Consider the following 21,493-nt stretch of genomic DNA (forward strand, 5'->3'; position numbering starts at 1 on the left):
AGTGACCGGAACCGCCTCGAACGAGTGATCCCGGGGATCACGTTCGCGTGTCCGGCGCGGCGCATGGTGCCGGACGGAGCGGGCAGCCGCCGCGTGAACGGGTCCACGACGGCACGAACCGCGGCAGGGGGTCGCCATGTCCACCGCACGCGACATCATGACCCCGGACGTGACCTGCGTCCGGAGCGAGGAGAGCGTGGTCGACGCCGCGCGGAGGATGGTCGAGCGCGACGTCGGCGCGCTGCCGGTCCTCGGCCCCGACGGCCGCGTGCGGGGCATGCTCACCGACCGCGACATCGTGGTGCGGGTGGTCGCCGAGGGCCGGGACCCGGCCGCGTGCACCGCCGGCGAGCTGATCCGGGGCGAACTCCTCACGGTCGGCGCCGACGACTCCCTGGCGCTGGTCCTGGAGCTGATGGCCGACCGCAGGGTCCGCCGGGTGCCGGTGGTCGACGGATCCGTGCTGGTCGGCATCATCGCCCAGGCGGACGTGGCCCGCCGGCTCCCCGACGGCACGGTCGGCGACCTCGTCTCGGACGTCTCCCGGGCCACCTGATCCGCCGCCGGAGGAGCCGGTCCGGCAGAACGCCGTCGGAGGAGCCGGGCCGGGTCGGAGGCCCCCCGAGGGGCCGGGCCGCTCAGAGGCGCCGCAGGGCGCCCTCCGCGCGCAGGTCGGCGAGGGTCGGGTAGCCGTCGACGGCCATGAGGAGGTCGGCCTCGGCGAGGAGCGCGCGCAGGACGTGCACGATCCCGTCCTCGCCGCCGGCCGCCAGGCCGTACGCGTAGGGGCGGCCGACGCCGACGGCGGTGGCGCCGAGGGCGAGCGCCTTCACGACGTCGGCGCCGGTGCGGACGCCCGAGTCGAAGAGCACGGGCAGTCCGTCGGCCGCCTCGACGACGCCGGGGAGCGCGTCGAGGGCGGGAAGGCCGCCGTTGGCCTGCCGGCCGCCGTGGTTGGAGCAGTACACCGCGTCCACCCCGCCGTCGCGGGCGCGGCGCACGTCCTCGGGGTGGCAGAGGCCCTTGAGGATCAGCGGCAGGTCGGTGAGGGAGCGCAGCCACGGCAGGTCGGCCCAGGTCAGGGGGTTTCCGAAGACGCCGACCCATTCGAGGATGGCGGCCCCGGGGTCCTCCTCGGGCGCCTTGGCGAGGCGGGCCCGGAAGACCGGGTCGGAGGTGTAGTTGGCGAGGCAGTGGCCGCGCAGCTGCGGGAAGTTGCTCGCGGCGAGGTCGCGCGGGCGCCAGCCGGTGACCCAGGTGTCGAGGGTGACGACGATCCCCCGGAAGCCGGCGGCCTCGGCGCGCCGCACCAGGCTCTCGGCGAGGTCCCGGTCGGTGGGCGTGTACAGCTGGAAGAAGCCGGGGGTGTCGCCGAACTCGGCGGCGACGTCCTCCATCGGGTCCACGGTGAGGGTGGAGGCGACCATGGGCACGCCGGTGCGGCGGGCCGCGCGGGCGGTGGCGAGGTCGCCGTGCCCGTCCTGGGCGCAGAGGCCGATGACGCCGACGGGCGCCATGAACAGCGGGGAGGGCAGCCGGAGTCCGAAGAGGTCGACGCCGAGGTCCCGGGTGGTGGCCCCGACCATCATCCGGGGCACCAGGCCCCACCGCTCGAAGGCGGTCACGTTGGCCCGCTGGGTGAACTCGTCGCCGGCGCCGCCCGCCACGTAGGAGACGACCGACGGGGGCAGCGCGGCGCTCGCCCGGGCCTCCAGTTCGGCGTAGCTCATGGGGAGGGCGGGGAGGACGCCGCCGAGCCCGGCGAGGTAGATCTCGTTCTGGTAGTCGCCGTACCGCCCGCCGAACGCGCCGCTCATCCTGGGCCCCGCCCTTCCGTCGCCGTCCCGGGCCGGGCCCGCCCCGGCCGCCGGTGGCGCCCACGGTGCCATTCCGCGGGCCGGAGCGCCATGGTCAGGAGGGAGGCGCGAGGCGTCCGGGGCCGTGCCCGGGCAGATGGAGGCACATGCGGAGTTCGTCCTCCGGCACGGCCGTGACCTGTTGTCCCCAGTGCGCGGTGAGGCGGCGGGCGACGTCGAGGAGGCGGCGCCGGTCCTCGGGGGTGTGGGCGGGGAAGCTCGCGCGGCCCCGGGCGGAGATCGCGTGGCCGAGTTCGCCGAAGAGCACGTCGCGGAAGCGGCGTTCCTCCTCCTCGGTCAGCGGGGAGGGCGCCGGCCCGTCGGTCACCGGCCGGACGTTGTACAGCTCCCGGGGCTCCATGGGATCGCCGCTCCTTGTCGTCGCTTGTCGTCGGGTGGGTGCGGGATCGAGCCCGACGGCCCGTGGGCGAGCATATTCCGGTGCGCGCGGGGCGGGACCGGTGGTGGAATCGCCGGATGCGCAGCAGCGACGGGCCGGCGACGGCGGCGGTGGAGACGGTGGTGGACCGGGGGCGGTTCCCGGACGCGGCGACCCCCTGGGACGACGGGCGGTGGCGGCGGGAGACGCTCGGCTGGGCCGAGGAGGTCCTGGCGGAGCACGGCCTCGCGGAGACGGGGGCGCGTGAGGTGCGGGTCCGCCCGTGGTCCGTCCTGATCCGCTTCCGCACCGGCGACGGCGGGCGGGACGCGGTCTGGCTGAAGGCCGGCGCCCCGTCCAACGCCTTCGAGGCGGGGCTCGCCGGGGCGCTCGCCGCGTGGGTGCCCGAGCACGTGATGACCCCGCTGGCGGTGGACGCCGGGCGGGGCCGGGTGCTGCTGCCCGACGGCGGACCGCTGTTCCGGGGGCTGCTCGACGAGGGCGCGGCCGGCCCGGAGGCGTGGACGGCGGCGCTGGGGCGGTACGCGGACCTGCAGCGGCGGCTCGTCCCGTACGCGGACCGGCTCGTCGGCCTCGGGGTGCCGCGGGCGCGGACCCGGGACCTCCCGGACGCCTTCGACGCCCTGGTGGCCGACAACCCCCTCCTCGACGCCGCCGAGCGGGCCGCGCTGCTGCGGCGGCGGCCGCGGCTCGTCGAACTGTGCGCGGAACTGGACGCGTTCGGCCTGCCGGACACGCTCGACCACTGCGACCTGCACGACGGGCAGGTCCTCGCCCCGGCCCCCGGCCGCTTCACCTTCTTCGACTGGGGCGACGCCTCCGTCGCGCACCCCTTCGGCAGCCTCCTGATCCCCGTCCGCGCGGTGCGGGAGCGGTACGGTCCCGAGCACGTGGCCCCGATGGTGGACGCGTATCTGGAGCGGTGGTCGGGGCTCGGCCCGTCCGCCCCGGAGCTGCGACGGGCCGCGGCCCTGGCGGTCCGCCTGGCGGCGCTGGGGCGTGCGGGCACCTGGTTCCGGCTGTTCCCCGGGACGCCGCTGGCCGACAGTCACGATTCGAGCGCGTACTGGCTGCGGGAGCTCTTCGGAGCGGAGGACCTGACGGCGGTGTGACGGCGCCCGGGCGGCTACAGCCCGACGTCCCGGGCCCGCAGGTCCTCCAGGGTCTCGCGCCGGACCAGCAGCCGGGGGGCGCCGTCGCCGACGGCGACGACCGGCGGGCGGCCGACCAGGTTGTACGAGGAGGCCATCGAGAGGTGGTACGCGCCGGCCACGGGCACCGCGAGCAGGTCACCGGGCCTCAGGTCGGCGGGGAGGGCGACGTCCTCGGCGAGGATGTCGCCCGCCTCGCAGTGGCGCCCGGCGACGGTGGTGCGGGCGGTCGGGGCACTGGAGCGGCGGCCGATCAGGCGGGGCGCGTACCGGACGCCGTAGAGGGCGGGGCGGGGGTTGTCGCTCATGCCGCCGTCGACGGCGACGAAGGCGCGGCCGGGCGTCGTCTTGACGGCGAGGACCCGGTAGACGGCGACGCCGGCCGGGCCGACGACCGCCCGGCCCGGTTCGACGAGCAGCCGGGGCACCGGCAGCCGGGCGGCGGCGCAGCTCTCGGCGAGGGCGGCGCGGAGCCGGCGGGCGAGCGCGGTCGGGTCGAGGACCGGGTCGCCGGGCCGGTAGGCGATGCCGTGCCCGCCGCCGAGGTCGAGCTCCGGCAGGACCACGCCGTGGGCGTCCCGGATCCGGGCCGTCAGCCCGACGAGCCGCCGCAGGGCGGTGAGATAGGGCTTGGTCCCGGTGATCTGGGAGCCGAGGTGGCAGTGCAGGCCGGTCAGTTCCAGCTGCGGCTGCCCCAGCACCCGGGCGACGGCGTGCTGGGCGTGCCCGTCGCGCAGCGAGAGGCCGAACTTCTGGTCGTCGGTGCCGGTACGGATCTTGGCGTGGCCGCCGGCGCCGACGCCCGGGGTCACGCGGAGCATGACCTTCTGGTGACCGCGCGGGCCGACGGCGGCGGCGAGCCGGGCGATCTCGGAGGCGCTGTCGATGACGATCCGGCCGACGCCGAGGCGCAGCGCGGTGTCGAGGTCGGCCGGGGACTTGGCGTTGCCGTGGAGGAGGATCCGCTCGGGCGGGAAGCCGGCGGTGACGGCGAGTTCGAGCTCGCCGGCCGAGCAGACGTCGAGGCCGAGCCCTTCCTCGTCGACGAGCCGGACGAGACCGCGGCAGAGGAACGCCTTGGCCGCGTAGTGCACGTCGGCGTCGGGAAAGGCGGACCGGTAGGTGCGGCAGCGGTAGCGGATCTCGGCCTCGTCGAGGACGTAGACGGGCGTGCCGTGGGCGTCCGCGATGTCGTCCAGCGGGACCCCGGCGATCAGCACCCGCCCACCGGGCTCCTCGGTGGTGGTGGCGGGCCAGACGGAGTACTCCTCCGCGGCGCCGTCCGCTCCGGTTCCCGCGCGGGGCTCTTCGGTGCCCGAGCCGGGCAGTTCGGTGACGGTCATGCGGCGGTCCCCCTCGCGGCCGCGTCGAAGCGGCGGGCGCACGGGGTGCCGGGGCGGGGACGCGCGGGGTACGGGGACTCGGCGACGGGCCCGGGGACGGCTTCGGGGGCGGGGGCGGGCCCGGCCGGGGCCGGGGTCGGGGCCGGTGTGAAGGGGGCGGTGAGGACCGGGTCGACGGTCAGGGCGCGGACGCCGAGGGGGCGGGTGAGGGCGCGCAGGGCTGGCTCGGAGAGCGGGATCCAGGGCTGGTCGCCGCCGAGGGTGGCGCGGAGCCGTTCCGGGCTGGTGAACGCGACGGCCGTGCGGGCGCCGACGGGCGTGCGGTAGAGGCGGGTGGTGACTCCGTGGGCTCCCGGCCGGACGGGCACGCAGAGGCGTCCGACCGGGGCCGGTTCGGCGGGTTCCGCGTCCGTGGGCTCGGGGGCCGGCTGCGCGGGGCCGCGGTCGTCGGCGAGCGGGGTGCGGGGCATGGGGTCCTCCGGTCGGTCCGGCCCCGCCGACGGTTCGGCGGGGCGCGTCCTCGCAGCCTTGCCCGGTGCGGGGCGCCCCGTCCGCCTCCCTGACGCGGTCCTGACGCCGACCCCGGCCACTCTTGACGCGTTCGTCACGGGGGGGCGGGGGCACGGCGGGGAGGTCCCGGGGCCGGGGGGCGGCCGGGGACAGCTCGGGCCGTGCGGCCGAAAAGCAGCTCGGACCGTACGGCCGGGAGGCAGGCTCGGACCGTCCCCGGCACCCCGAACGGACATTGCTACTAATCCTCTAAGCTGCTTAGTATTCACGAGCCTTCGCACCCGGCGGCCGCACCGCGGCCGCCCCCTGAGGAAGAGGGAGCACCGCCGTGCCGTCGCACCGCCGCCCGAAGCAGCCGCACCCCCGTTACGCCGGTGTCGTGACCGCCACGGCGGCCGCCGTCGCCCTCTCCACCCAGCAGGCGACGGCCGACCCGCTGCCCGACCCCACCAAGAAGGGCGTCCAGGCGCAGGTGGACCGGCTGTACGAGGAGGCGACGCAGGCGACGGAGAAGTACAACGGCGCCAAGGAGCGGGCCGACGGGCTGCGCCGGCAGGTCGGCCTCCTCCAGGACGGGGTGGCGCGCAAGCAGGCCGAGCTCAACGAACTCCGCGACCGGATCGGCCTGCTGGCGGCGGGTCAGTACCGCGCGGGCGGCCTCGATCCGGCCCTCCAGCTCTTCCTCTCGTCCGACCCCGACGCGTACCTGGAGCGCGCCACGGCCCTCGACCGGGCCGGCGACCGGCAGACGGCGGCGCTCCGGCGGTACCTGGACGAGCAGCGGACGCTGCGGCAACAGCGCGGCGAGGCGTCGGAGCGGCTGCGCGACCTCGGAGCCGTCCAGCGGGAGCTGGGCACGCGCAAGGGCGAGATCCAGGGGAAGCTGCGCGAGGCACAGCGACTGCTCAACACCCTGTCGGCGAAGGAGCGGGCCCGGATCGCCGAAGCGGAGCAGCGGGCGAACCGGGCCAGCTCGCGGGTGGAGCCGGGGAACGAGCCGAGCGCCTCCGGACGGGCGGCGACCGCCTTCGCCGCGGCGAAGAGCCGGGTCGGGCTGCCGTACGTGTGGGGCGCGAGCGGCCCGTCCTCCTTCGACTGCTCGGGGCTGACCTCGTGGGCGTTCCGCCAGGCGGACGTCGCGCTCCCCCGCACCTCGCAGGCGCAGGCGTCGGCCGGGACCCGGATCGACCGGCCGGCCGACCTGCGGCCCGGGGACCTGATCGTGATGCGGACCGACCTCAGCCACATCGGCTTCTACGCGGGCAACGGACAGATCCTGCACTCCCCCAAGCCCGGCGCGCAGGTCCGCTACGAGTCGATCGCCCGCAGCGGGATGCCCTTCATGTGGGGCGTGCGGATCGGGTGACGCGGGCCCGCCCCTGACGCACACGGATGGATGTAACGCCTGCTACATTCGCCCGCGTGACAGAGAAAGCACAGACCGCCCGCTGGCTGCTCCTCGTGGTCAGGCTGCCGTCCGAGCCGTCCCGGCACCGCGTCGCCGTCTGGCGCGAGCTGCGCAAGGTCGGCGCCCTCTCGCTCGGTCAGGGCGTCTGGGCCGTGCCCGACGTCCCCGCCTTCGAGGGCGGGGTGAGCCGCGCCCTCGAACTCACCGACCGGGCGGGCGGCGAGGCCATCCGCCTCGACGCGACCGGCCGCGGCCCCGAGGACGCCGACCGTTTCGCCGCGCTCTTCACCGCCGCGCGGGAGGAGGACTGGACGGAGTTCCTCGCCGACTGCGGGAAGTTCGAGGAGGAGATCGCCAAGGAGATCCGCACCGCCAAGTTCACCCTCGCCGAACTGGAGGAGGAGGAACAGTCCCTGGAGCGGCTGCGGCGCTGGCACCGCGACCTGACGGCCCGTGACGTCTTCGGCGCCCCGCTCTCCGGACCGGCCGGCGAACGGCTCGCCCACTGCGTCACCGTGTGCGAGGGGTACGCGGAACTGGTCTTCGACGCCCTGCACCGGCCGGGCGGTGAGGAGCGGTGACGGAGGAGAAGGGCACTCCGGGCACGCCGCCGTCGTGGCGGTTGTGGCCGCTTTACGCCGCCGGGTTCACCACCGCCTTCGGCGCCCACGGCGTCGCCGCCGTGCTCGGCGGGGACACCGACGACGTCGTCGGCTCGCTGCTGATGCTCGGCGCGCTGCTCGCGCTGTACGACGGGGCCGAGGTCCTGCTCAAGCCGCTGTTCGGCTCGCTCGCCGACCGGATCGGCGCCCGTCCCGTCATGATCGGGGGCCTGATCGGCTTCGCCGCCGCGTCCGCCGCGTACGTCGTCGCCGACAGCCCCGGCTGGCTGTGGGCGGCCCGGCTCGGGCAGGGCGCCGCCGCCTCCGCCTTCTCGCCGTCCGCCTCCGCGCTGGTCGCCCGGCTCAACCCGGCGGCCAAGCACGGGCGCGCCTTCGGCTCGTACGGCTTCCACAAGTCGATCGGCTACACCCTCGGTCCGCTGCTCGGCGGCGCGCTGATGTGGCTCGGCGGACTGCGGCTGCTGTTCGGCGTGATGGCCGCGCTGGCCGCGCTCGTCGCCGTCTGGGCCCTGCTCGCGGTGCCGGCCGTGCCGCCGCTGCCGCGCCGCCGCCAGACGGTGCTCGACCTCGCCCGCCGCCTCGCCGACCCGGTCTTCCTGCGGCCGACGGCCGCGCTCGCCGCGGCGACCGCCGCGCTGTCGGTCGGCGTCGGCTTCCTGCCGGTCTCCGGGGCCGCCGCCGGATACGGCACGGTCGCCACCGGCGCCGCCGTCTCCGTCCTCGCCCTCACCGCGGCCGTCGTCCAGCCGAAGGCCGGACGGGCCCTCGACGAGGGCCGGCTCACCACCGGCCGGGGCCTGACGACCGGTCTGCTCGTCACCGCCGCCGGGCTCGGCTGCGCCGCGATCCCCGGCCTGCCGGGGATCCTGCTCGCCGCCGTCCTGATCGGCGCGGGCACCGGACTCATCACCCCGCTCGGCTTCGCCGCGCTCGCCACCGCCACCCCGAAGGAGCGCCTCGGCCAGACCATGGGCTCGGCCGAACTGGGCCGCGAACTCGGCGACGCGGGCGGCCCGCTGCTGGTCGCGGGCGTGGCCACCGCCGCGGGCCTCGGCACCGGCTACGACGTCCTCGCCGCCGTCATCGCGGCCGGCATCCTGATCGCACTGGCGCGCGCGGGACGGGGACGTACGGCCCCGGGCGCGGCGGGCACGCCGACGGGGGGCGGCCCCGCGGCCTGACCCGCCCGGCCCCGCTCCGCCGGGCGGCGGACCGGGGAAGCCGTCCGGTCGTGCTGGCACTTCGTGTCTCCGTCCGGGGACCGGCACACCCCTCACCGCCAGGTCGCGATACCGGTGGGGGGTATCGGATTCCCTGGGGGGCGCCGGGAGTCGGGGCCGGCACCGGCCGGGAGGCCCGTATGGCACCGCGTGCCTGGTCGGAGGGGACCGGGAAGTCGGCTGGACGGAGGGCCTGGGAAGCTGAAAACCTCGGCGATTGAGGACCCGATCACCGGTCCCGTACGTGCGCCGCCGCGAGGGGAGCGTGGCGCGGGCCCGTGATCGTCGCGTCCTCGAAGGCGCGTCCGCCGCACCCGTACGCGCCGGTACCGCGAGGAGGAGGACCACCGATGACCGCCGCCCGGGAAGAACGGCTGCAGCTCGACGCCGCGAGCGTCGACAACGCGAGGACGACGCTGCTCCAGCTCCTCGCACGGGCGGGGGTGTACTCCGGCGACGCCGAGGAGCTGATCGGCCTCGTGGAGGCGGGCGCCCTCGCCGTGGCGCACGAGGAACTGTCCGGCACCGGCCGGCAGGCCCCGCCGGGGAGCGGCGAGCCGTACGCGGCGGGCTGGCGCGAGGGCTCACGGGCCGTCACCGAGGGGCTCGCCGGCCTCGCCGACCGGGCCCTGGGCAAGGCCGTCGCGGCGGACGCCGAGGGGGAGCCGGACCCGCGGACGCGGGTCGGGCGGATGGAGGTCGAGCGGGCCAAGGTGGCGGTCGTGCCGCTCTACCTCACCTTCTCCGAGGAGTCCGACCTCGACCCCGAGGTCACCGAGCAGGTGCTCGCGTCCGCGCTCGCCACGATGGGGGCCCGGCAGCGGGCCGCGTATCCGGGGCGGCTGACCTCCTTCGCCGCCGACCACCGGACCCATCTGGAGCGGCTGTACGCCACGTACGGGCCGGGCAGCGCGATCGCCATCCACGGCCGCTACACCCTGGTCCACTCCCCCACCAGCCTCGCCGTCCTGGAGCGGCTCGCCGCCCACCCGGCGGAGCTGCGGGAGGAGTGGGACGCGGCCGAACTCCCGCCGGCCTGGCTGGACGGACTGACCCGCGCCTGGGACGCCACGGTCTGACGCCGGGCCACCCCTTCACGGGCCCGCGGGCGCGGCGGCCGGCGCCGCGTGCGGGTCGGGGAAGGGCGGGAGCCGCACGGGGTGAGGCCCGGCGGCGGTGTGCCGTTCGGCCCACGCGGTCATCGCGGCGCGGCAGGCGTGGTCCAGGTGGTGCAGCCCCGACAGATCCACCTCGACGGGCCGGTCCCGGGGCAGCGCCTCCAGGGCGTCGAGGAGCTTCGGCAGCCCGAGGAAGGTCGCCCCGCCGCTGAGCCGGACCCGGAGCACGCCGACGGCGGGCGGACGGGGCAGGCCGTACGGGGACGGTGCGTCGTGCGGGGACGGACAGGGCTCGCCGTGCGCGGGCGATTCGCCGTGCGGGGGCAGTACGCCGCGTGGGGGCCGGTCGTCGTCCGAGGGCGATGCGCCGTCCGAGGGCGATGCGCCGTCCGGGGGCGGTTCGTCGGTGTGGTCCACGCGGAGGTGGGACGCCTCCCAGGCGGCCTTCGCGACGGCGAGGCCGAGGCCGACGAGCACCCCTTCGAGCATGCCGACCGCCACGATCGCCGCCGCCGTCGCGGCGAGCACGGCCGCCTCGCCCCGGTGACCGCGCCACAGGGCGACGATCCCCCGGAAGGGGATGAGCTTCCAGCCCGCGTGGACCAGGATCCCGGCGAGCGCCGGCAGCGGTACGTGAGCGAGCGCACCCGGCAGCAGCACGGCGAAGACCAGCAGCCACACGCCGTGCAGCACCCGGGAGGCCCTGGTCCGGGCGCCCGCCCGGACGTTGGCCGAACTGCGGACGATCACGGCCGTCAGCGGCAGTGCGCCGAGCAGGCCGCAGAGGGTGTTCCCGACGCCCTGGGCGACCAGTTCGCGGTCGTACTCGGTGCGCGGCCCGTCGTGCAGCCGGTCCACGGCCGCCGCGCTGAACAGCGACTCGGCGGAGGCGATCAGCGCGAAGGCCAGCACGGCCCCCAGGACGGCCGGCTCGGCCAGCAGCAGGAACGCGGCGGAGTCGGGCGGCCGGACGGCGGCCAGGACGCCGTCCACTTGGACCGTCGCGACGGGCAGCCCGGCGAGGGCGGTGACGAGCCCCGCGAGGAGGACCGCGACCAGGGCGCCGGGCAGCGCGCCGACCCGCCCCGGCAGCCGGATCCAGGCGACGATCACCAGGACCGCGCCGGCGGCGACGGCCACCGAGGCGACGGCACGCGGGTCGGTGGCGGCCCCGGCCAGCTCCGCCGGCAGCGCGGCCAGGCGGGCGGGTCCGCCGTCCGGGGCGGCGACCCCGGCGGCCGCGTACAGCTGTCCCGCGACGATCACCAGCCCGATGCCCGCCAGCATCCCCTCCACGACGGAGAGCGAGATGGCCCGGAACCAGCGCCCCCAGCGGAGCAGGCCCAGCGCCGTCTGGACCAGCCCGGCGGCCAGCACGATCACCCCCAGCCCGGCCAGGCCGAAGGCCCGCACCGACTCCAGGACCAGGACCGTCAGCCCCGCGGCGGGCCCGGAGACCTGGAGACTGCTGCCCCGCATCACACCGGTCACCAGCCCCCCGACGATGCCGGTGACCAGCCCGAGTTCCGCCGGAACCCCGGAGGCGACCGCGACGCCGACGCACAGCGGCAGGGCGACCAGGAAGACGACGAGCGAAGCGGCGAAGTCCTGACGGAGGTGGGCACGGGAAAGGCGACGGGGCCGCCCGGGCGACGGGGAAGACGGCATGCTGAGGAACCCCTCACGGTCGGAAGGACGACGATCGGGCGGGTCCGCGACAGGGCGCGGGATTGCGCTGGGAGGCGCTCGTGCGGGAGGGGGCGCCGGGGTGGTGCGCGCTCGCGTGGGGGTGGGATGCGGGGCGCCCGGGGCCTGGAGGCGAAGCCGGCGCGGGACCGCGGGCATGGCCCCGGTTCGGGGCGGCGGCGAGGGGTGTCGACCGCAGGCTAGTGCGGGCCGGGGCGCGGACGGCGCGGCTCGGTGGCGGCGGCCCGTTTCCGGCCGGAAGCGAGCGCTACGTGACGCGAACCGCCGCCGGACCGGCGCGGGGGCGCTCCGGCAGGAACGGCGCGTCGGCCGCGAGCGCCGCGCACTCGGGCACCGGTGGGGCGCGCGGAGGCATGACGGGAGGCGCGGGTCCGGGTCCCGGGTCAACAGCCGGGTCGGCTGTTGACAGCCCTCGGCCTCACCGTCGCCCCAGGTACCGGGTGAGAAGGGACAGGGCGGCCGAAAGGGGTGTGGGCTGGGGTGACGGAGGTGGCGGGGGCGGGTGCGATGCGTCACAAGGGGGTCGGCAGGGGGGCGGTCCGGTAGCGCACGGGGCGGGGGGCCCGCATAGGGTGGCGGCATGCCCAGAACATCTCCGGCCCTTGCCCTCGACGCCCTCCTCGACGGCAACCGTCGCTTCGTCTCGGGCACGCCCGAGCACCCGAACCAGGACGCCGCCCGTCGCACGGAGCTCGCGCCCGGCCAGGACCCGTTCGCCGTCATCCTCGGCTGCTCCGACTCGCGGCTCGCGGCCGAGATCATCTTCGACCGGGGGCTCGGCGACCTGTTCGTCGTGCGCACCGCCGGTCACGTCATCGGCCCCGAGGTCCTGGGCAGCGTCGAGTACGCGACGAGCGTCCTCGGCGCGCGGCTCGTGGTCGTCCTCGGCCACGACTCCTGCGGCGCGGTGGCCGCGGCCCGCGCGGCCGTCGAGGACGGCTTCGCGGCGAGCGGCTTCGTGCGGGACGTGGTGGAGCGGGTGACGCCGAGCATACTGGCGGCCCGGACCGCCGGTCTGACGGCGGACAGCGACATCATCGACGAGCACATCAGGCACACCGTGGACCTGCTCCTGGACCGCTCCCGGCTGCTGTCCGAGCAGGTGGCGGCCGGCGAGATCGCCGTCGTCGGCCTCGGCTACGAGCTGGCGGGCGGCAGCGCCCGTCTGGTGACCACGCGCGGGGTCGTGGCGGAAGAGGGCGCCGCGGCGTGACGTCCCGTTTCGACTGTTCCGATCCGGCGGCCCGCGCGGCGGGCCTCGGCGAGGCCGCGGCCGCGGTGCGCCGCGGCGAGCTGGTGGTCCTGCCCACGGACACCGTGTACGGGGTCGGGGCCGACGCCTTCGACCCGAAGGCGGTCGCGTCGCTGCTCGCGGCGAAGGGCCGCGGCCGCCACAAGCCGTCCCCCGTCCTGGTCGACTCGGCCGCCGCGCTCGGCGAGCTGACCGACGAGCTCCCCGACGCGGCACGGGCGCTGATCGACGCCTTCTGGCCGGGCGGCCTGACCCTGGTGGTGCGCCACCGGGCGTCGCTCGACTGGGACCTGGGCGAGACGGGCGGCACCGTGGCGGTCCGGATGCCGGACCACCCGCTGACGCTGGAACTCCTCGCGGCGACGGGCCCGCTGGCCGTGTCGAGCGCCAACCTCACGGACCACCCGTCCCCGCAGGACTGCGACGCCGCGCAGGCGATGCTGGGCGGCTCCGTCGCGGTGTACCTCGACGGCGGCCGGACCCCCGGCGCCGTCTCGTCGTCGATCGTCGACCTCAGCGGCGAGACCCCCGTCCTCGTCCGCGACGGCGTCCTCCCGGTCGCCGAACTCCGCGCCCTCGTCCCGGACCTGATCGTCCCCTGACGCGCCCGCGCCTCTTCCCGGCCCCGGCCCCGATCACGCGAAAACCGCGTTGCCCGGGGCCGGGGCCGGTGGCTAGCGTCTGTGGCATCGACGTGTAGCTCAGCAGCAGAGCGCCGGGCTCGGGACCCGGAGGGCGCGGGGGCGGCACCCGCCACGTCGGCTCATGAACACGCACGCTGATCAGCAGCCTCCGATGTCCACGCCCTTCACCCCCTCCCCCGACCATGTCCGGGGGATGCTGGCACGGGCCTTCACGACCGCGCTCACCCACGCGGACCCGGCGACCCGGCAGCGGGCCGAGGAGCGGGCGCGCGGCTGGCGGGACGTGCTGGCGGGGATGGCCTCCGGCACCCTGCGGATCGGGTCCCGCACGCCCGTGGCAGGCCTGCCGGCCTGGGTGACGCCCGAGGTCCTGCACGGTGGCTTCGCGACCGGGGCGGCGCGGGCCGGCGGTCCGCTCCAGCCGTACGAGGCGGAGGCGGCGCGCCGCGCCGGGGTGCCGGCCGACCGGGCGGCGCTCTTCGCGTATCACCTGACCGAGCCGGGGCTCGCCGCCCTGTGGGCGCTGCTGGACTCGGCGCGGTACGAGGTGACGCTGCCGGAGGAAGCGGCGCTCCTGACGGTGGCGTGGCTGGTCCGGGCGGGCGAGACGGACGCGGCGGTCGAACTGGTCGGTGTACTGGGGCCGTTCGCGGACAAGTTGCGTTTCCTCCCGCGTCCGGCGGAGCGGGCCGCGCCGGAGCCGGGCGCGGTGCACCGCTCCACGGTCGCGCAGGCGCGGGCCGCGCTGGCGGGTCGACGGCCGCACCGCGCGGTGGAGGCGCAGCGTGAAGCCCTGAGGGTGTGGCGCCCCTTCGCCGATGAGGTCCTCGCCCATTGGCTGGAGTTCACGGGACCCGCAGGCGAGGTGGGACGCGGTGCGGAGCCGGACGCCGGGTGGCTGGCGCACGGCCGGGCGCTGCTGGACCGGTACGAGAGGCTGGCCGCCGCGCATCCGCTGACCGGCCGGCACCGGGATCCGCGTGGCAACGAGGGGATCCTGCGCGGGGCCTTGGCGGAGCTGGTCGCCGGGCGGCGGCTGGACGCGCGACGGGCCGGGCTGGTGCGGGTCGCGGTGACGGGAATGGTGCGGAAGCGGGGCCTGCCGGGTTCGGAACGGCACGCGGCGCTGCGCGGAGTCCAGGCGGCGCAGGCCGCGCTGCCCGCGCATCACGCGCTGGCGCGGCTGGTCGGCGACCGGCTGGCCGGGCTCCCGCAGGAGTCGGGGCTCGCCGACGTGGCACCGTACGTGACGCCGGTGACGGCGGCCGAAGGAGCGCGGACGGGTCTGCCCGAGGGGGCCGACGTGCCGCCGTCGGTACGGCGGGTGGTGGCGGTGACGCGCAGCGCGCCGCTGGGCGTCCTCGTGGCGGCCGGGGTCGTCCCCTCGGCGGAGGCGATGGCCGAGCTGGTGCCGCAGCTGGTCGCCGCCGAGCGGACGGCGGTCCACCGGGACCCGGAGCTGCGCGCCCTGATGGCGGCGAACTACCGGGCCTTCCGCGTCCGCCGCTCGCTGCTCCTGGTGAACCTCGCCCGCCAGGTGACGCCGGAGGAGCTGCCGTGGGTGCGGGCGGTGGGCGGGCACGCGGCGGGCGACGACACGACCCGGAGTTCGGCGGTCGCGGCGGCACGGACCCTGGCGGAAACGGCGGTGGAACACTTCCCGGGCACGCTGCTGCCGAACCCGTTGGTGCGTGAACTCGGCGTGCTGCTGGGCGCGTCGGGGCTGGACGCGCCGCTGACGGAGGAGCTTGCCGCGGACATCTTCATGGGCCGGTTCAGCGGGAAGTTCCTCGCGTCGGCGGGGGTCGCGGCCGAACTCCTGGGCGGGGGTTCGCTGTACGAGCGGTACTACGGCATCGACTACGCCGAGCTGGGCGCCCTGGCCGCGCGTCGGGACGGCGGGCACCGAGGCCGGGGGCGGCCTCGAACGGGCGGGGGCGACGACGTCCTGGCGGAGTTCGCCCGACTGTGCCACGTCCGGGCGGGCCGGACGCGGGGTACTGGTTCGGTCGCCGAGAACGGCATGGTGATCGAGCAGGCGCAGATCCTCACGACCCACAACCTGGCGACGCTGGTGCGCCGGGTGGGGGTCGCGCCGGAGCCCGGCTGGGCGGAGACGGCCCGACGCTGCTTCGGCACGGTGGAGCGGCTGACGGAGCGGGCGGGGCGGGGCCCGTACCCGCTGTCGGCCCTGAAGGACGCCGCGTACGCCTGGCGGCAGCTGGTCTTCCACCTGACGCTGTGCGGGGAGGCGGAGCGGTCCGAGGTGCTGGCGTGGCTCCCGGCCGAAGCCGCCCGCCGCCCACTGGTGGCGTCCCGGCTCGCGCCGGCGCTGCTGGGGCTGCGGCACGTGGCCGGCGGCGGACTGTTCGAGGCGGACGGGACGGCCCTGGCGGGTCGGGCGCGGCGGCTGACGGGCTGGACGGCGTCGGGCCACTGGCTGCGGCCCGACCCGTGGAAGTGACGGCGGGCGCGGAACCGTGCCCCGGCCCCCCTTCCAGGGGTGCCGGGGCACGGTCGTGGTGGCGGTGGTGGTTACGGGACGAGGCGGAGGAGGCGGTTGGGGGAGCCGGTGCCGGGGGTGGTGACCTTGTCGGGGGTGGCGCCGTTCACGAGGGCGGTGGCGACCTGGGCGGGGGTGGCAGAGGTGTGGCCCGCGAGGTAGACGGCGGCGGCGCCGGCGACGTGCGGGGCGGCCATGGAGGTGCCGGAGATGGTGTTCGTGGCGGTGTCGCTCGTGTGCCAGCCGGCGGTGATGGAGACGCCCGGGGCGAACAGGTCCAGGACCGCGCCGTAGTTGGACCAGCTGGCCTTGGCGTCGGTGTTGCCGGTGGCGCCGACGGTGAGGGCCTCGGTGACGCGGGCGGGCGACGAGTTGCGGGCGTTCACGCCGGAGTTGCCGGCGGCGACGGCGTAGGTGACGCCGTCCGCGATGGAGCGCTTGACCGCGTTGTCCAGGGTGGTGGAGGCACCGCCGCCCAGGGAGAGGTTGGCGACGGCGGGGGCTCCGGCGGTGTGGTGGGAGGTCACCCAGTCGATGCCGGCGACGACGCCGGCGGTGGTGCCGGAGCCGTTGGCGTCGAGGACGCGGACGGCGACCACCTTCGCGGCCTTGGCCACGCCGTAGGTGGAGCCGGCGATGGTGGTGGCGACATGGGTGCCGTGGCCGTTGCCGTCCTGCGCGACCGTGTCGCCCTCGACGGCGTCGTAGCCGTTGACGGCCCGCCCCGCGAGCTCGCCGTGGCTGATCCGTACGCCGGTGTCGATGACGTACGCGGTGACCCCGGCGCCCGCGCTGTCCGGGTACGTGTAGGTGCCGGAGAGCGGCAGGGACGCCTGGTCGATGCGGTCGAGGCCCCAGGGCGCGTTCGTCTGGGTCGCGTCGGCGCGGACGATCTGGTTCTGCTCGACCGTGGCCACGGCGGGGTCGGCGGCGAGCCGGCGGGCGGCCGCCGCGTCGAGGGTGACGGCGTAGCCGTTGAGCGCGGCGCCGAAGGTCTTGCCGACCTTGCCGCCGTACCCGGCTATGAGCCCGCGGCCCTTGGCGGAGCCGGCCGCGAAGCCGGCGCCCGGCTTGAGGGTGACGAGGTAGCTGCCGCCGACGGCGTCGGGCGAGCCGGCCGCGACGACGACGCCCTCCGCGGGGGCCGGGGCGGCCTGGGCGGGGGCGACGGCCAGGCCGGTGGCGAGCGCGGCGACGGTGGCGGCGGAGGCGATCAGGGTCCGGCGGGCGGTGCGGTTCGGGAGTGCCATGGTGAGGGGTTCCTCCTCTGGGCGGCGCGCCCCGGTTCGGGCGGCACGGCGGTGGGGGTCGCGTGCGGTCGCACGCACCGCCGGGGAGGGGGTCCTCCGCTCGGCGTGGGCAGAAGCCTGTGCCTCACCGGCCGCGCGGATCAAGGAAGTTGGCCGCCTGTCATGTATCTGCCATACATCGGCAACGGAGACTCCCCCGATCCCCTGCCGAACCCCCGCGAACCACCCCGCCCCCACCGCCGTCGCGTTCCGGCCGCCATGCGCGAGGACCGGCCACGGGATGCCGGGGCGGGCCAGGAAGTGGGGCGGTCCTGGGGGCAGGGTGGTCCTGGGGATGGGGGCCTCGGGGTGGGGTGGCCCTGGGGCGGGGTGGCCCTGGGGCGGGGTGGCCCTGGGGCGGGGGCGGTCGCCGTACGAGGAGTGGCGTCCGTCATGATCGGCGGATGCCGAGGAAGACCGCGCCGGACGCAGACGCCCCCACCCTGTCCCCGTATCAGGAGGCGCTGCGCCGGCGTCTCCTCGCCGCCCCGGTCGTCCCGGCCCCGGCGCCGTGGCGGAGCGTCTTCGGCGGTCACGCCGCCGTCGGCGGGCTCACGGGCATCGGCTTCGGCGAGGACCCCGGCACCGGGCACGACCTGGTGATGGTGGTGTCCCACGCCGGGTACGGCGTCTTCGACGCGGTGACGGGCGAGCGGATCGCGCGGGACAGCGACCCGGAGGACGACGGCCCGGACGGCACGCCCGACCTGTCGTGCCCCTGGATCGGACCGCTCGCCGGGCGACGGGTGCGGATCGCGGGACTGTCCGGCGGCGGTCTGCACAGCACGGGCGGCGACGGCTGGACGGTGGACGTCGAGGCGCCCGACTGGCCGCACCACCGGGTCCTGCTCTCGGACAACGGCGGGAACTGGCACCGCCCGCCGCACACCGAGGGCTGGTGGCACGTCCTGCACTCCACCTGGTCGACGCTGCGCACCGTCGGGTTCTCCCCGTCGGGCCGGACGCTCGCGGTGGCCACGTCCAGCGACCTGACCCTATGGACGCGCTCCGGGTGAGGCGCGGTCAGGCGTCGAGGACGGCGGCGACGGCCTCGATCTCGACGAGCTGGTCGTGGTACCCGAGCACGGTGACGCCCATCAGGGTGCTCGGCACGTCGTGGTCGCCGAAGGCGTCCCGGACGACCTGCCAGGCGGCCACCAGGTCGCTCTGACGGGTCGTCGCGACGAGGACCCGGGTGCTGATGACGTCGTCGAGGCCGGCCCCGGCGTCCTTCAGCGCCGTCCGCAGGTTGACGACGCAGGCGGCCGCCTGTCCGGCGACGTCCCCGACGGCGACGGTCGCGCCGTCGGCGTCGAGGGGGCAGGAGCCCGCGAGGAAGATCAGCCGGGCCTCGGCGGGCGCGGTCGCGGCGTACGCGTACTCGGCGACGTCGGACAGGGTGGCGGAACGGATGAGGGTGACGGCGCGGGGCACGGGGGGTCCTCTCGACTGCGGCGGTCCCGGGCCTCGCCGGCCCCGGACGGTTGTCTGGCCCCACGGCGGGGCGTCACCACCCTCTCAGGCGAGCCCCGGCGCTTCGACCCCATTTCTCCGGCGGCGGCGCCCCCGCCCGATCCGAAGTCCGCGCCCTAGGGCAGCTCGCCGTACCGCACGGGTCCGATGCCGTCCGGCAGGAGCCGCAGGGCCGCCGCGACGGCCTCGTGTGCGGTGCGGAACTCCTGTCCCTGCTCCGACATGACCGGCGCCATCCTGAATCCGCCCTCGCCGGTGCACCACAGGACCGGGCCCACGATGTCCAGGAGCGGGCGGGTGGAGGAGGAGAAGCGCAGGGCCCAATGACTGGTGAAGGGGTAGAGGGCCCTGAACTCCGGTGCGGCGTGGGCGGCTTCGACCAGGTCCCGGTGCGCGTGCGCCCAGGGCGTGGTCAGTGCGGCGGCCTCGGCGCGCAGCTGGCTCCACTCGGACTCCACGAGCTGTACGGGGTCGGGCTCGGCCAGTTCGAGGCGGCCGGTGGGACGCGCGAAGGGGGCCGCCGCGTGGACTTCGTCCAGCGACTCGCCGTCGTGCCAGGCACGGACGGCCCGCGCTATCTGCGCGAGGTCGTCGGTCTCGCCCCGGAGCACGGACAGGCCCAGGATCCGGTCGTCGGCGTCGACCGACCACTTCCGTTCGTGATTCCACGCGGTCACGCGCAGCGGTTCCCGGTGGGGCGGCACGCTCCCCGTGGAGGCGGCGGAGAGCGGCTCGTCGGCGGGCGAGGTCAGCGGTACGTCGTCGAGGGCGCCGTCCGCGACGGCGCGGAGCGCGGCGGCGAGGCTTCCGGAGGCGGCGACGTCGGGGTACAGGGCGGCGGGTTCGGGCGGCGGGGGCATGAGGGGGATTCTGCCCGGCCCCGCCGCCACCCGTTCAGCCGGTGGGGGACGGCCCGGAGGCGGTCGGCCAGTGGCGGTGCAGCGCGTCGATGCGGAAGGCGTGGACGTGGCGGTGGCCGGGCCCGGCCCCCGCGGCGGTGTGGGGGTGGCCGGCGGGGAGTTCGGGGTGGGCGTGCTCCAGCTCCTCGGGGTCGCGGCGCGGCCAGAGACGGGTGGCGGCGACGGTGGCGGCCAGGGCGACGGTGGCGAGGGCGGCCGCCGAGGCGGCGGCGTCCACGCGGGAGGCGAGCCAGCCGGCGAGCGGGTAGGTGAGCAGCCAGCAGGCGTGCGAGAGGGAGAAGCGGGCGGCGAAGAGGGCGGGCAGGTCACGGTCGGACGCGGACCGGCGCAGCAGCCGCCCGCCGGGGGTGAGGACCGTCGAGGTGGCGGCGCCGAGGCAGGCCCAGAGGACGAGCAGGGCGGGCCAGGCGGCCGCCCGGTGCGCGTCGGCCCAGCCGGAGGCGAGCCCGGCGGCCAGCAGGGCCGGCGCGATGGTGAGGGCCCCGGCGGCCGGGAGCATGAGGGCGCGGTCGCCGGTCCGGCCGAGGAGCCTGGGGAGCAGCAGGGCGACGGTCATCGAGCCCGCCCCGTACGCGGCGAGGGCGAGGGACACGTCGCCGGCCGGGCGTCCCAGTCCGTCCCGGACGAGGACGACGGTGTCCACGAGGACCAGGGCTCCGGCGGCGGCGACGGCGAGGTCGAGGGCGAGCAGGGCGCGGAGCCGCGGGGTGGCGAGGAGGACCCGGACGCCGAGGACCCGTCCGGCGTCCGGGCCGGTGTCCGGGTCCGGGTCCGGCGGGAGCCGCAGCGGCAGGACGAGGAGCGCGGAGAGCAGGAACCCGGCGGCGGTGCCGGCGAACAGCCAGCCGTACGGCACGAGGGTGAGGAGGGCGGCGGCGAGGACCGGGCTGAGCAAGCTCTCCAGGTCGTAGGCGAGCCTCGAGAGCGCGAGGGCCCGGGTGTAGTCGCGCTCCTTCGGCAGGACGCGCGGGATCGTCGCCTGAAAGGCGGGGGTGAAGACCGCCGAGGCCGCCTGGAGCAGCAGCACGAGCCCGTACACCTGCCACACCCGGTCCACGAACGGCAGGGCCAGCGCCGCGCCCAGTCGCACGAGGTCGGCACCGACGAGCAGGGCCCGGCGCGGCACCCGGCGGGCCAGCGCCCCGGCGAGCGGCGCGAGTCCGACGTACGCGGCCATCTTGAGCGCGAGCGCGGTGCCGAGCACGGCGGTGGCGTGCGTCCCGGCGAGGTCGTACGCCAGGAGCGCGAGGGCGACGGTCGCCAGGCCGGTGCCGGTGAGGGCGACGGCCTGGGCGAGGAAGAGGTGCCGGTAGGTGCGGTCGCGCAGGACGGACAGCATGGGGACGCCCTCGTTCGGCAGCGGGGTGCGGTCTGTCTCACCGTAGCGGACATGTGCATGCGTGCGCACATGTACACGCGATATGAGTGGGAGGCGGAGCCCGGCAGAGCCCGGCAGAGCCCGGCAGAGCCAGACAGAGCCCGGCAGAGCCCGGCGGAGCCAGACAGACCCAGGTGGACCCCGATGGCCCCTTCGGCTCCTTCGGCCTCTTCGGCCTCTTCCGCCCCTTCCGCTCAGTCGTGCCAGGGCTCCCCCGTCACCACGTGGTCGGCGCGGTTCAGGGCCTCGACCACCAGCCGCTTGAGGTGCCCGTCCGGTAGCGCGTACACCACGCGCCTGCCGTCCTTCCGGGTCTGTACGAGGCCGCCCAGGCGCAGTTTCGCGAGGTGCTGGCTCACCGCCGGTCGCGCGGCTCCGCAGGCCTCGGTCAGCGCGCTCACGTCGGCCTCCCCGCGCGTCAGCACCCACAGCAGCTGGAGCCGGGTCGGATCGCTGAGCAGCCCGAAGACCTCGGCGGCGGCGGCGAGCTCCGCCGCCCCCGGCGTCCGCGGATGGACGGGGGACACGACCTGTTCACGCACGGAATCCGCCATGCGCCCATCGTAGGGACGGGGCCGGGGGTGGTGGGCCCGGCCGGTCATCGCGCTCCGGGGCGCCGCGCCGGACCGCCCGCCGGCCGGACCGCCGGTGTCCGCTTCTCGGGACGGGTGACCGATCCGTGGACCGTCGTGCACGGG

20 protein-coding genes and 1 tRNA gene are annotated in these 21,493 nt (G+C 76.6%); 11 read left to right on the forward strand and 10 right to left on the reverse strand.

All coding sequences use genetic code 11. The features are described 5' to 3' along the window. Nucleotides 1-136: 136 nt before the first annotated feature. A complete protein-coding gene (locus IE321_RS14280) occupies nt 137-556 on the forward strand; it encodes a CBS domain-containing protein (protein WP_043225704.1) in 420 nt (139 codons plus the stop codon). Nucleotides 557-638: 82 nt separating this feature from the next. Here IE321_RS14280 and IE321_RS14285 read toward each other — a convergent pair whose 3' ends face one another. Further along, nucleotides 639-1,817, reverse strand: coding sequence for a lactate 2-monooxygenase (locus tag IE321_RS14285; RefSeq protein ID WP_043225703.1), 1,179 nt, complete (start codon nt 1,815-1,817; stop codon nt 639-641). Between the two features lie 94 nt (nt 1,818-1,911). Continuing rightward, on the reverse strand, nt 1,912-2,217 hold the full coding sequence (locus tag IE321_RS14290; RefSeq protein ID WP_190223151.1) for a hypothetical protein: 306 nt from the start codon (nt 2,215-2,217) through the stop codon (nt 1,912-1,914). Between the two features lie 116 nt (nt 2,218-2,333). Between IE321_RS14290 and IE321_RS14295 the strand changes: the two genes are divergently transcribed. Then, nucleotides 2,334-3,368 carry an aminoglycoside phosphotransferase family protein gene (locus IE321_RS14295; protein WP_226652665.1) on the forward strand — a complete coding sequence of 345 codons (1,035 nt, stop codon included), beginning with the start codon at nt 2,334-2,336 and terminating at the stop codon, nt 3,366-3,368. A 14-nt stretch (nt 3,369-3,382) separates the two neighbouring features. Here IE321_RS14295 and lysA read toward each other — a convergent pair whose 3' ends face one another. Beyond that, nucleotides 3,383-4,750 (reverse strand): diaminopimelate decarboxylase, encoded by a 1,368-nt coding sequence (gene lysA / locus IE321_RS14300; protein ID WP_190223152.1) that lies wholly within the window; start codon nt 4,748-4,750, stop codon nt 3,383-3,385. Beyond that, complete coding sequence (locus IE321_RS14305) at nt 4,747-5,220, reverse strand: SAV_915 family protein (protein WP_226652815.1); 474 nt, start codon at nt 5,218-5,220, stop codon at nt 4,747-4,749. Before IE321_RS14305 ends, lysA begins: the two co-directional genes overlap by 4 nt. A 368-nt stretch (nt 5,221-5,588) precedes the next feature. On the opposite strand from IE321_RS14305, the gene IE321_RS14310 reads away from it, so the two are divergent. From IE321_RS14310 to IE321_RS14325, 4 genes are all read left to right on the forward strand, one after another. Continuing rightward, complete coding sequence (locus IE321_RS14310; RefSeq protein WP_190223153.1) at nt 5,589-6,626, forward strand: C40 family peptidase; 1,038 nt, start codon at nt 5,589-5,591, stop codon at nt 6,624-6,626. Between the two features lie 56 nt (nt 6,627-6,682). Continuing rightward, the gene (locus IE321_RS14315) at nt 6,683-7,249 is read left to right on the forward strand and encodes a Chromate resistance protein ChrB (RefSeq protein ID WP_226652667.1); all 567 of its coding nucleotides are present in this window, start codon (nt 6,683-6,685) and stop codon (nt 7,247-7,249) included. A gap of 41 nt (nt 7,250-7,290) precedes the next feature. Then, on the forward strand, nt 7,291-8,472 hold the full coding sequence (locus IE321_RS14320; protein WP_190223183.1) for an MFS transporter: 1,182 nt from the start codon (nt 7,291-7,293) through the stop codon (nt 8,470-8,472). 389 nt (nt 8,473-8,861) lie between these two features. Beyond that, the gene (locus IE321_RS14325; protein WP_043228585.1) at nt 8,862-9,590 is read left to right on the forward strand and encodes a hypothetical protein; all 729 of its coding nucleotides are present in this window, start codon (nt 8,862-8,864) and stop codon (nt 9,588-9,590) included. Between the two features lie 15 nt (nt 9,591-9,605). Here the strand turns inward: IE321_RS14325 and IE321_RS14335 are convergent, their stop codons facing one another. Then, nucleotides 9,606-11,297, reverse strand: a complete 1,692-nt coding sequence (locus IE321_RS14335; protein WP_229916400.1) for a SulP family inorganic anion transporter — start codon at nt 11,295-11,297, stop codon at nt 9,606-9,608. A gap of 619 nt (nt 11,298-11,916) precedes the next feature. On the opposite strand from IE321_RS14335, the gene IE321_RS14340 reads away from it, so the two are divergent. The 4 genes from IE321_RS14340 (at nt 11,917) to IE321_RS14355 (ending at nt 15,696) form a co-directional block, all read left to right on the forward strand. After that, the gene (locus tag IE321_RS14340) at nt 11,917-12,549 is read left to right on the forward strand and encodes a carbonic anhydrase (RefSeq protein ID WP_043228587.1); all 633 of its coding nucleotides are present in this window, start codon (nt 11,917-11,919) and stop codon (nt 12,547-12,549) included. Beyond that, the gene (locus IE321_RS14345) at nt 12,546-13,190 is read left to right on the forward strand and encodes an L-threonylcarbamoyladenylate synthase (RefSeq protein ID WP_043228590.1); all 645 of its coding nucleotides are present in this window, start codon (nt 12,546-12,548) and stop codon (nt 13,188-13,190) included. Before IE321_RS14340 ends, IE321_RS14345 begins: the two co-directional genes overlap by 4 nt. A gap of 88 nt (nt 13,191-13,278) precedes the next feature. Then, nucleotides 13,279-13,350, forward strand: a tRNA-Pro gene (locus IE321_RS14350). Between the two features lie 3 nt (nt 13,351-13,353). Next, nucleotides 13,354-15,696 carry a hypothetical protein gene (locus IE321_RS14355; protein ID WP_190223155.1) on the forward strand — a complete coding sequence of 781 codons (2,343 nt, stop codon included), beginning with the start codon at nt 13,354-13,356 and terminating at the stop codon, nt 15,694-15,696. A 71-nt stretch (nt 15,697-15,767) separates the two neighbouring features. Here IE321_RS14355 and IE321_RS14360 read toward each other — a convergent pair whose 3' ends face one another. Beyond that, nucleotides 15,768-16,985 (reverse strand): S8 family peptidase, encoded by a 1,218-nt coding sequence (locus IE321_RS14360; protein WP_190223156.1) that lies wholly within the window; start codon nt 16,983-16,985, stop codon nt 15,768-15,770. Between the two features lie 443 nt (nt 16,986-17,428). Here IE321_RS14360 and IE321_RS14365 point away from each other — a divergent pair, with 443 nt between their 5' ends. Continuing rightward, entirely contained in the window at nt 17,429-18,040 is a 612-nt protein-coding gene (locus tag IE321_RS14365) for a hypothetical protein (RefSeq protein WP_190223157.1), read from the forward strand. A 7-nt stretch (nt 18,041-18,047) separates the two neighbouring features. Here the strand turns inward: IE321_RS14365 and IE321_RS14370 are convergent, their stop codons facing one another. The 4 genes from IE321_RS14370 to IE321_RS14385 all read right to left on the reverse strand — a co-directional run bounded on the left by IE321_RS14370 (nt 18,048) and on the right by IE321_RS14385 (nt 21,349). Further along, nucleotides 18,048-18,458 (reverse strand): RidA family protein, encoded by a 411-nt coding sequence (locus IE321_RS14370; protein WP_190223158.1) that lies wholly within the window; start codon nt 18,456-18,458, stop codon nt 18,048-18,050. A 155-nt stretch (nt 18,459-18,613) separates the two neighbouring features. Then, nucleotides 18,614-19,357 (reverse strand): DUF6193 family natural product biosynthesis protein, encoded by a 744-nt coding sequence (locus IE321_RS14375; RefSeq protein WP_190223159.1) that lies wholly within the window; start codon nt 19,355-19,357, stop codon nt 18,614-18,616. A gap of 34 nt (nt 19,358-19,391) precedes the next feature. Beyond that, the gene (locus tag IE321_RS14380; protein WP_190223184.1) at nt 19,392-20,756 is read right to left on the reverse strand and encodes an MFS transporter; all 1,365 of its coding nucleotides are present in this window, start codon (nt 20,754-20,756) and stop codon (nt 19,392-19,394) included. Between the two features lie 233 nt (nt 20,757-20,989). After that, complete coding sequence (locus tag IE321_RS14385) at nt 20,990-21,349, reverse strand: ArsR/SmtB family transcription factor (RefSeq protein WP_043228674.1); 360 nt, start codon at nt 21,347-21,349, stop codon at nt 20,990-20,992. Nucleotides 21,350-21,493 lie beyond the last annotated feature (144 nt).

The organism is Streptomyces hydrogenans, from assembly GCF_014656075.1.
In the GTDB taxonomy this organism is placed as follows: Bacteria; Actinomycetota; Actinomycetes; order Streptomycetales; family Streptomycetaceae; genus Streptomyces; species Streptomyces hydrogenans.

Coding starts and splice junctions, on each gene's coding strand:
- IE321_RS14280 (WP_043225704.1), top strand. CDS start 137: ATGTCCACCGCACGCGACATCATGACCCCGGACGTGACCTGCGTCCGG.
- IE321_RS14285 (WP_043225703.1), bottom strand. CDS start 1,817: ATGAGCGGCGCGTTCGGCGGGCGGTACGGCGACTACCAGAACGAGATC.
- IE321_RS14290 (WP_190223151.1), bottom strand. CDS start 2,217: ATGGAGCCCCGGGAGCTGTACAACGTCCGGCCGGTGACCGACGGGCCG.
- IE321_RS14295 (WP_226652665.1), top strand. CDS start 2,334: ATGCGCAGCAGCGACGGGCCGGCGACGGCGGCGGTGGAGACGGTGGTG.
- lysA (WP_190223152.1), bottom strand. CDS start 4,750: ATGACCGTCACCGAACTGCCCGGCTCGGGCACCGAAGAGCCCCGCGCG.
- IE321_RS14305 (WP_226652815.1), bottom strand. CDS start 5,220: ATGCCCCGCACCCCGCTCGCCGACGACCGCGGCCCCGCGCAGCCGGCC.
- IE321_RS14325 (WP_043228585.1), top strand. CDS start 8,862: ATGACCGCCGCCCGGGAAGAACGGCTGCAGCTCGACGCCGCGAGCGTC.
- IE321_RS14335 (WP_229916400.1), bottom strand. CDS start 11,297: ATGCCGTCTTCCCCGTCGCCCGGGCGGCCCCGTCGCCTTTCCCGTGCC.
- IE321_RS14340 (WP_043228587.1), top strand. CDS start 11,917: ATGCCCAGAACATCTCCGGCCCTTGCCCTCGACGCCCTCCTCGACGGC.
- IE321_RS14355 (WP_190223155.1), top strand. CDS start 13,354: ATGAACACGCACGCTGATCAGCAGCCTCCGATGTCCACGCCCTTCACC.
- IE321_RS14360 (WP_190223156.1), bottom strand. CDS start 16,985: ATGGCACTCCCGAACCGCACCGCCCGCCGGACCCTGATCGCCTCCGCC.
- IE321_RS14365 (WP_190223157.1), top strand. CDS start 17,429: ATGCCGAGGAAGACCGCGCCGGACGCAGACGCCCCCACCCTGTCCCCG.
- IE321_RS14375 (WP_190223159.1), bottom strand. CDS start 19,357: ATGCCCCCGCCGCCCGAACCCGCCGCCCTGTACCCCGACGTCGCCGCC.
- IE321_RS14380 (WP_190223184.1), bottom strand. CDS start 20,756: ATGCTGTCCGTCCTGCGCGACCGCACCTACCGGCACCTCTTCCTCGCC.
- IE321_RS14385 (WP_043228674.1), bottom strand. CDS start 21,349: ATGGCGGATTCCGTGCGTGAACAGGTCGTGTCCCCCGTCCATCCGCGG.